General features: G+C 67.5%; 7 protein-coding genes. All 7 read left to right on the forward strand.

The window, feature by feature from the left end; translation table 11 throughout:
* Window positions 1-3 precede the first annotated feature (3 nt).
* The 7 genes from nuoH to nuoN are packed head-to-tail and all read left to right on the forward strand — an operon-like array spanning window position 4 to window position 8082.
* The gene (gene nuoH, locus ACFWX1_RS41425; RefSeq protein WP_378395372.1) at window positions 4-1353 is read left to right on the forward strand and encodes an NADH-quinone oxidoreductase subunit NuoH; all 1350 of its coding nucleotides are present in this window, start codon (window positions 4-6) and stop codon (window positions 1351-1353) included.
* Window positions 1340-1864, forward strand: a complete 525-nt coding sequence (nuoI, locus tag ACFWX1_RS41430; protein ID WP_378395368.1) for an NADH-quinone oxidoreductase subunit NuoI — start codon at window positions 1340-1342, stop codon at window positions 1862-1864. Before nuoH ends, nuoI begins: the two co-directional genes overlap by 14 nt.
* Window positions 1861-2748, forward strand: a complete 888-nt coding sequence (locus ACFWX1_RS41435) for an NADH-quinone oxidoreductase subunit J (protein ID WP_378395369.1) — start codon at window positions 1861-1863, stop codon at window positions 2746-2748. The genes nuoI and ACFWX1_RS41435 overlap by 4 nt, the downstream gene beginning before the upstream one ends.
* On the forward strand, window positions 2745-3044 hold the full coding sequence (gene nuoK / locus ACFWX1_RS41440) for an NADH-quinone oxidoreductase subunit NuoK (RefSeq protein WP_345396291.1): 300 nt from the start codon (window positions 2745-2747) through the stop codon (window positions 3042-3044). Before ACFWX1_RS41435 ends, nuoK begins: the two co-directional genes overlap by 4 nt.
* 12 nt (window positions 3045-3056) lie before the next feature.
* Complete coding sequence (gene nuoL / locus ACFWX1_RS41445; protein WP_378323584.1) at window positions 3057-4958, forward strand: NADH-quinone oxidoreductase subunit L; 1902 nt, start codon at window positions 3057-3059, stop codon at window positions 4956-4958.
* Entirely contained in the window at window positions 4958-6508 is a 1551-nt protein-coding gene (locus ACFWX1_RS41450; protein WP_378395370.1) for an NADH-quinone oxidoreductase subunit M, read from the forward strand. Before nuoL ends, ACFWX1_RS41450 begins: the two co-directional genes overlap by 1 nt.
* A gap of 2 nt (window positions 6509-6510) precedes the next feature.
* Complete coding sequence (nuoN, locus tag ACFWX1_RS41455; RefSeq protein WP_378395371.1) at window positions 6511-8082, forward strand: NADH-quinone oxidoreductase subunit NuoN; 1572 nt, start codon at window positions 6511-6513, stop codon at window positions 8080-8082.
* Window positions 8083-8132: the final 50 nt, after the last annotated feature.

Below are 8132 nucleotides of genomic sequence, written 5' to 3' on the forward strand. Positions count from 1 at the left end.
GCGATCCTCACCCACGCGGACACCGCGGTGGGCGGCATCCCGAGCGCGGCCGAACGGGCGGCGCTGCTGGCCGACGACCCGTGGTGGCTGATCCTCATCAAGGCCGTCGTCATCCTGCTGATCGGCCCGATCCTGACGATCTTCCTGATCGTCTGGGAGCGCAAGGCGGTCGGCCGGATGCAGAACCGGCCCGGCCCCAACCGCGTCGGCCCCGGCGGCTACCTGCAGTCCCTCGCGGACGCGATCAAGCTCCCGTTCAAGGAGCAGGTCATCCCGGACACCGCCGACCGCAAGGTGTACTTCCTCGCGCCGGTGATCTCCGCGGTGCCCGCGCTGATCGCGCTGGCGGCGATCCCGTTCGGCCCGGTGGTCTCGATCTTCGGCGAGCGCACCGTGCTCCAGCTGGTCGATCTCCCGGTCGGCGTGCTGGTGATCCTCGCCTGCTCCTCGATCGGCGTGTACGGCATCGTGCTGGCGGGCTGGTCCTCCGGCTCGCCGTACCCGCTGCTCGGCGGCCTCCGCAGTGCCGCGCAGGTGATCTCGTACGAGATCGCGATGGGACTGTCCATTGTGGCCGTCATCCTCTACTCGGGAACACTTTCGACGTCGGGAATCGTCGAGGCGCAGCAAAGCGGCTGGTACTTCTACCTGCTGCTGCCGAGTTTCGTGATCTACGCGATCTCGATGGTCGGTGAGACCAACCGCGCGCCGTTCGACCTCCCGGAGGCCGAATCCGAGCTGGTCGGCGGGTTCCACACCGAGTACAGCTCGATGAAGTTCGCGATGTTCTTCCTCGCCGAGTACGTCAACATGGTCATCGTCTCGGCGTTCGCGACGACGTTGTTCCTCGGCGGCTGGAAGTTCCCGTTCGTCGGCGCCGACTCGCCGCTGAACCAGAACTGGTGGCCGCTGCTCTGGTTCTTCGCGAAGACGTTCGTGCTGCTGTTCGGATTCATCTGGCTGCGCGGCACGCTGCCCCGGCTGCGCTACGACCAGTTCATGCGGCTGGGCTGGAAGGTCCTCGTCCCGGCCAACCTGGTCTGGATCGTCGTCATCGCCGCGTTCCGCGCGGTCAAGAACAACGGCGGCCTTTCCACCCCGCAGATCCTCATCGGCACGGGCGTGGTCCTCGTCCTGATCGTGCTGCTGAGCCTGCTGCTGCCGGACAAGAAGGTCCCGGACGAGGACTACGTGCCGATCACCGGCGGCGGGCACCCGCTGCCGCCGCTGGACCTGAAGGTCCCCGAGAGCACCCCGCGCCAGAAGGCACTGGCCAAGGCCGAGGCGAGGGCGGCCAAGCGCAAGCCCGCCGCCGTATCCACCGGAAGGGAGGCCGGCGATGGGGATGTTTGATCCGATCAAGGGCTTCGGCGTCACCTTCGGCATGATGTTCAAGAAGGTCGCCACCGAGGAATATCCCGAGGCCGGTGCCCCCGCGGCGCCGCGCTACCACGGGCGGCACCAGCTCAACCGGCATCCGGACGGGCTGGAGAAGTGCGTCGGCTGCGAGCTGTGCGCGTGGGCCTGCCCGGCGGACGCGATCTTCGTCGAGGGCGGGAACAACACCGAGGAAGCGCGGTACTCGCCAGGGGAACGCTACGGCGCGGACTACCAGATCAACTACCTGCGCTGCATCGGCTGCGGGCTGTGCGTCGAGGCCTGCCCGACCCGGTCCCTGACGATGATCAACTTCTACGAGCTGGCCGACGACGACCGGCAGCGCCTCATCTACACCAAGGAAGATCTCCTCGCGCCGCTGCTGCCCGGCATGGAGCAGCCGCCGCACCCGATGCGTCTCGGGGACAACGAGCAGGACTACTACGTCAACGGTCCGGAGCTGGCCCGAGGGGAGACGGTCAAGTGATCGCCGCATTCCTCGCGCAGGCGCCCGCGGTCAACGCCTCGGTGTCCACCGGTGAGGCCATCGCGTTCTGGATCCTCGGCCCGGTCTGCCTGCTCGGCGCGCTCGGCATGATCTTCTCCCGCAACGCCGTGCACTCGGCGCTGTGGCTGGTGCTGACGATGCTTTCGCTGGGCGCGCTGTACATGCTCCAGTCGGCGCCGTTCCTGGGCTTCACCCAGATCATCGTCTACACCGGCGCGATCATGATGCTGTTCCTGTTCGTGCTGATGATGGTCGGCAGGGAAAGCTCCGACTCGGTGGTCGAAGTCCTGCGCGGGCAACGACTCATGGCCGGCCTGCTCGGTATCGGGCTCGCCGGGCTGATCGCCGCGGGCCTGTTCCGCTCGCTCGTGAACGTCACCCCGGCCGCCCCGCTCGACCCGTACAGCCCGAACGGCGGCGGTGCGGGCGGCCTCGGGCGGCTGATCTTCACCCAGTACCTGTTCCCGTTCGAACTGACCTCGGCGCTGCTGATCACCGCCGCGATGGGCGCGATGGTGCTGGCCTTCACCGACCGGCACCGCAAGGGCGCCAAGAAGTCGCAGCGCGAACTGGTCATCGACCGGTTCCGCGGCGAGCACGACCGCCCGTCGCCGCTGCCCGGCCCCGGCGTCTTCGCCACCGCCAACTCGGTGGCCACCCCGGCGCTGCTGCCCGACGGCTCGGTCGCCCCCGAGTCGCTCTCGGCGCTGATCGAGTCGACCTCGGCGGTCCAGCTGAACGAGGAGCGCAAGCAGGTCGCCGACACGGAGCCGAAGGCCGACGCGCACGCGCTCGTCGGGGCCGAGTCCGCCGAGACAGCGGCCACTGTGTCCGAAGGAACTGAGGGGGAGGAGAAGAAGTGACTCCGACCTACTACCTGCTGCTCTCGGCGCTGCTGTTCGCCATCGGCGCGGTCGGCGTCCTGGTGCGGCGCAACGCGATCGTCGTGTTCATGTGCATCGAGCTGATGCTGAACTCGGTGAACCTCACCCTGGTCACCTTTGCCCGCATCAACGGCGGGCTCGACGGCCAGGTGATGGCGTTCTTCGTGATGGTCGTGGCCGCCGCGGAGGTCGTGGTGGGGCTGGCGATCATCATGGCGATCTTCCGCACCCGCCGCTCGGCCTCGGTCGACGACACCAACCTGCTGAAGTACTAAGGGAGACACCGAGTGACCGCATCATCGTGGCTGCTGGTGGCCTTTCCCGCCCTCGGCGCGCTGATCCTGCTGCTGGCGGGCAAGCGCGCGAAGGCGTGGGGGCATCTGCTCGGCTGTGCCACCGTCACGCTCGCCTTCGTCTACGGCGTCATCCTGTTCTTCGCCGCCGACACCAAATCCACTGTGGACACCAAGCTGTTCTCGTGGATCCCGGTGTCCGCGTTGCAGGTCGACTTCGGACTGCGCGTCGACGCGCTGTCGCTGACGTTCGTGCTGCTCATCACCGGCGTCGGCATGCTGATCCACTTCTACTCGATCGGCTACATGGAGTCCGACGAAGGCCGGTACCGCTTCTTCGCGTACCTGAATCTCTTCGTCGCCTCGATGCTGGTTCTGGTGCTGGGCAACAGCTTCGTGACGCTGTACCTCGGCTGGGAAGGCGTCGGCCTCGCGTCCTACCTGCTCATCGGCTGGTACCAGGGCCGCAACTCCGCTGCGACCGCGGCGAAGAAGGCGTTCCTGATGAACCGCGTCGGGGACGTCGGGCTCGCGCTGGCGATCTTCATCATGTTCAAGTACTCGGGCTCCACCGGCTACGCGCAGGTCTTCGACGCGGTGAGCGCGGGCAAGTTCCCGCCGGCGGCGATCACCGCGATGGCGATCCTGCTGCTGCTCGGGGCCTGCGGTAAGTCCGGCCAGTTCCCGTTGCAGGCCTGGCTTCCCGACGCGATGGAGGGCCCGACCCCGGTGTCGGCCCTGATCCACGCGGCAACCATGGTCACCGCCGGGGTCTACCTGGTGGCCCGCTCGAACGTCATCTTCAACGCCACCGAGGACGGACGGCTCATCGTCACCCTCGTCGGCACGGTGACGCTGCTGATCGGATGCATCGTCGGCTGTGCCTACGACGACATCAAGAAAGTCCTCGCGTATTCGACGGTCAGCCAGATCGGTTACATGATGCTGGCGGTCGGCCTCGGCCCGGTGGCGTACGCGCTGGGCATCATGCACCTGGTCGCGCACGGCTTCTTCAAGGCCGGGCTGTTCCTCGGTGCCGGTTCGGTCATGCACGCCATGAACGACGAAGTCGACATGCGCAAGTTCGGTGGCCTGGCGAAGAAGATGCCGATCACCTACGCGACCTTCGGCCTCGGCTACCTCGCGCTGATCGGCATCCCGCCGCTGTCGGGCTTCTTCACCAAGGACGCGATCATCGAGGCGGCGCTCGGCCAGGGTGGCTGGCGCGGCTGGGTGATGGGCGGCGCGGCGCTGCTCGGCGCCGGGCTCACCGCGTTCTACATGACGCGCCTGATGGTGATGACCTTCCACGGCAAGGCACGCTGGAAGGACCTCAAGAGCGAGGACGGCCGCGACTTCCACCCGCACGAGTCGAAGCCGGTCATGTGGGTCCCGATGGCGATCCTCGCGGTCGGCTCGGTCGGCGCGGGCGCGTTCTTCGCGCTGGGCCACCGGTTCACCGAGTGGCTCGCTCCGTCGGTCGGCGAAACCGTCGAGGCTCATCACCTGCCGGTCGAAGCGTGGGTCATCTCGGTCGCGGCGGTCGTGCTCTCGCTGCTGGGTGTCCTGATCGCCTGGCTGATCTTCCGCCGCGACGTCCCGGTCGAGCGCCCCGAGCGCGTCTCGGTCGTCACCAAGGCCGCGCGCAAGGATCTCTACGGCAACGCGCTCAACGAAGCCGTGGTGGCCCGGCCCGGCACCTGGCTCGCCCGCGCGCTGGTCTACGTCGACAACCGCGGTGTGGACGGCGCGGTCAACGGGCTGGCCGCCGCGCTCGGCGGCGGGTCCGGACGGCTACGGCGGCTGCAAACCGGGTTCGTCCGGTCCTACGCGCTGTCCATGCTCGGCGGCACGTTCCTGCTTCTCGTGGCTCTCCTGCTGGTGAGGTTCTCCTGATGACTTGGCTTCTCGCACTCATCCTGCTGCCGGTCGTCGGGGCGGTGGTCGTGGCCACGATGAAGGCCAACGACCGGCTCGCGCTGCGCACCGCGCTCGCGCTGTCCATTGTGGAATTCCTGCTGATCATCCCGTTCTGGGCGAGCTACTCGCCTTCGGGTGCTCGGCTGCAGCAGGTGTCCTCAATGGACTGGATCCCCGGCTTCGGCATCCACATCTCGTTCGGCACCGACGGCGTCTCGCTGATCATGATCGCGGTGATCGCGCTGCTGGTGCCGATCGTGGTCGGCGCGCTGGGCGTCACCGACAAGCTCCCGGCCGGGCGCAGCGCGGGCGGGTTCCTGTCGCTGATCCTGCTGCAGGAGGCGCTGACGATCGGCGTGTTCGCCGCGACCGACGTCTTCCTGTTCTACGTGCTGTTCGAGATCATGCTGATCCCGATGTACTTCCTCATCGGCGGTTACGGCGGCGCGAACCGGCAGTACGCGGCGGTGAAGTTCTTCCTGTACTCGTTCCTCGGCGGCCTGATCATGCTGGCCTCGGCGATCGGGGCGTACTCGCTGGCCTCGGACAAACTCGGCAAGGGCACGTTCGACTGGGCCACGCTGGTCACGGTCGTCCGCGACGCGCCGACCGGTACGCAGATCTGGCTGTTCCTCGGGTTCTTCCTGGCGTTCGCCATCAAGGCGCCGCTGGTGCCGTTCCACACCTGGCTGCCCGACGCGGCGGGTGAGGCCCCGATCGGCGTCGCGGTGCTGCTGGTCGGCGTGCTGGACAAGGTCGGCACGTTCGGGTTCCTGCGGTACTGCCTGCCGATGTTCCCGGAGGCGAGCAAACAGCTGGCGCCACTGGTCCTCGTGCTCGGCGTCGCGGGTGTCCTTTATGGATCGATCCTCGCGGCGGGGCAGCGGGACATGAAGCGGTTCATCGCCTACGTCTCGATCGCCCACTTCGGCTTCATCGCGCTGGGCATCTTCGCCTTCAACGAGCAGGCGATGGCCGGGTCGGTGTCGTACATGCTCAACCACAGCCTCGCCACCGGCATGCTGATCGTGGTCATCGGCATGATCGTGGTGCGCGGCGGGTCGACGAAGATCTCGGACTACGGCGGTATGTCGAAGGTGACGCCGCTGCTGGCCGGGATGCTGCTGCTGGCCGGTCTGTCCACTTTGTCCCTGCCGGGCACGAACTCGTTCGTCAGCGAGTTCCTCGTCCTGCTGGGGTCCTTTGTGGATCATCCGGTGTACGCGATCATCGCCACCGTCGGCATGGTGCTCGCCGCGGCGTACGTGCTCTGGCTCTACCAGCGCATCATGACCGGCCCCGTGCGCGGGGATGCTCTGCTCGGCGCCGGTGGCGGCCCGGGTACGGCGATCGCGCCGGAATTGGGCGCGAAAAAGTCTATTAAGGACCTCGGCGGCCGGGAGATCGCGATCCTGGCCCCGCTGGTCGTGCTGATCATCGGACTGGGCTTCTACCCCAAGCCGGTGCTCGACACGATCACCCCGTCGGTGCAGCAGACCATGTCTGCGGTTAACGGAGGCAAGTAACCGTGCTCGACATTGTTCTGACGCAGGCGCCGCAACAGCTGCAGACGCCGTCGATCGACTACGCGGCCGTGCTGCCGGTGCTGATCATCTTCGGCGTCGCCTGTGTGAGCGTGCTGTTCGAGGCGTTCCTGCCGCGGCACATGCGCTGGCCGTCGCAGGTCTTTCTGTCCATTGTGGGCATCGCCGCGGCGGGGGTCTCGCTGGTCATCTACGTCAGCTCGTCGGCGCCGAAGAACGGCGTGACGACGTTCAGCAAGGCCATCTCGGTGGACCGCCCCGCGTTGTTCCTGTGGGGCACGCTGCTGTTGCTGGCCCTGGGTTCGGTGCTGCTCATCGCGGACCGCTCGGTCGAGCCGGGCGGCGCTTTCGTCGCGCAGGCCGGAATCCGGCCGGGCACCGTGCAGGACCGCGCGCAGGCCGGGTCGACCGGCATGCAGACCGAGGTGTTCCCGCTGACGCTGTTCGCGCTCGGCGGCATGATGGCGTTCTGCGCGGCCAATGACCTGCTCACCATGTTCATCGCGCTCGAGGTGCTTTCGCTGCCGCTCTACCTGATGTGCGGCCTGGCGCGTCGGCGGCGTCTGCTCTCGCAGGAGTCGGCGGTCAAGTACTTCCTGCTCGGCGCGTTCTCCTCGGCGTTCTTCCTTTATGGACTCGCGCTGCTCTACGGCTACGCGAACTCCGTGAAGCTGGCCGACATCGCCAACGCCGCCGCCGGCTCGGACCGCTCGGACACGCTGTTGTTCGCCGGGCTCGGGCTGCTCGTGGTCGGCCTGCTGTTCAAGGGCTCGGTCGGCCCGTTCCACACCTGGACCCCGGACGTCTACCAGGGCGCGCCGACCCCGGTGACCGCGTTCATGGCGGCGTGCACGAAGGTCGCCGCGTTCGGCGGGATCCTGCGGGTGCTCTCGGTCGCGTTCTCCTCGACGAGCTGGGAATGGCGCGGGGTGCTGTGGACGGTCGCGATCATCTCGATGGCGATCGGTGCGGTGCTGGGCCTGACCCAGACCGACGTCAAGCGCATGGTCGCCTATTCGTCGGTGGCGCACGCCGGCTTCCTGCTCGTCGGCGCGATCGCGATGACCGAGAAGGGCCTGTCGAGCACACTGTTCTACCTGCTGGCCTACGGTTTCACGACGCTGGCGGCGTTCGGCGTGATCAGCCTGGTGCGCGATTCCAGCGGCGAGGCCACGCATCTTTCGGCCTGGGCGGGGCTGGCGAAACGCTCACCGGTGCTGGCCGCGGTGTTCACGTTCTTGTTGCTGGCGCTGGCGGGTATTCCGTTGACGAGCGGGTTCGTCGGGAAGTTCGTGGTCTTCTCCGCGGCACTGTCGGACGGCATGGCCCCGCTCGTCGTGGTGGCCCTGGTGTTCAGTGCTGTCGCGGCGTTCTTCTACCTGCGGGTCATCGTGCTGATGTACTTCTCCGAACCCGCCAAGGACGGCCCGACGGTCACCGTGCCCGGCGCGTTCACCACCACCGCGATCACGCTGGGTGTCCTGGTCACCCTGATCCTGGGCCTGGTCCCTGCCTTCGCCCTCGACTGGGCAGGCACCGGCGGCTTCGCTTCCTAGGCTCCCACCTGCCGTTAAGGCCACCTTACGGGCGTCAGACGCCCGTAAGG

The sequence above is a fragment of the Amycolatopsis sp. NPDC059021 genome, from assembly GCF_042739895.1.
In the GTDB taxonomy this organism is placed as follows: domain Bacteria; phylum Actinomycetota; class Actinomycetes; order Mycobacteriales; family Pseudonocardiaceae; genus Amycolatopsis.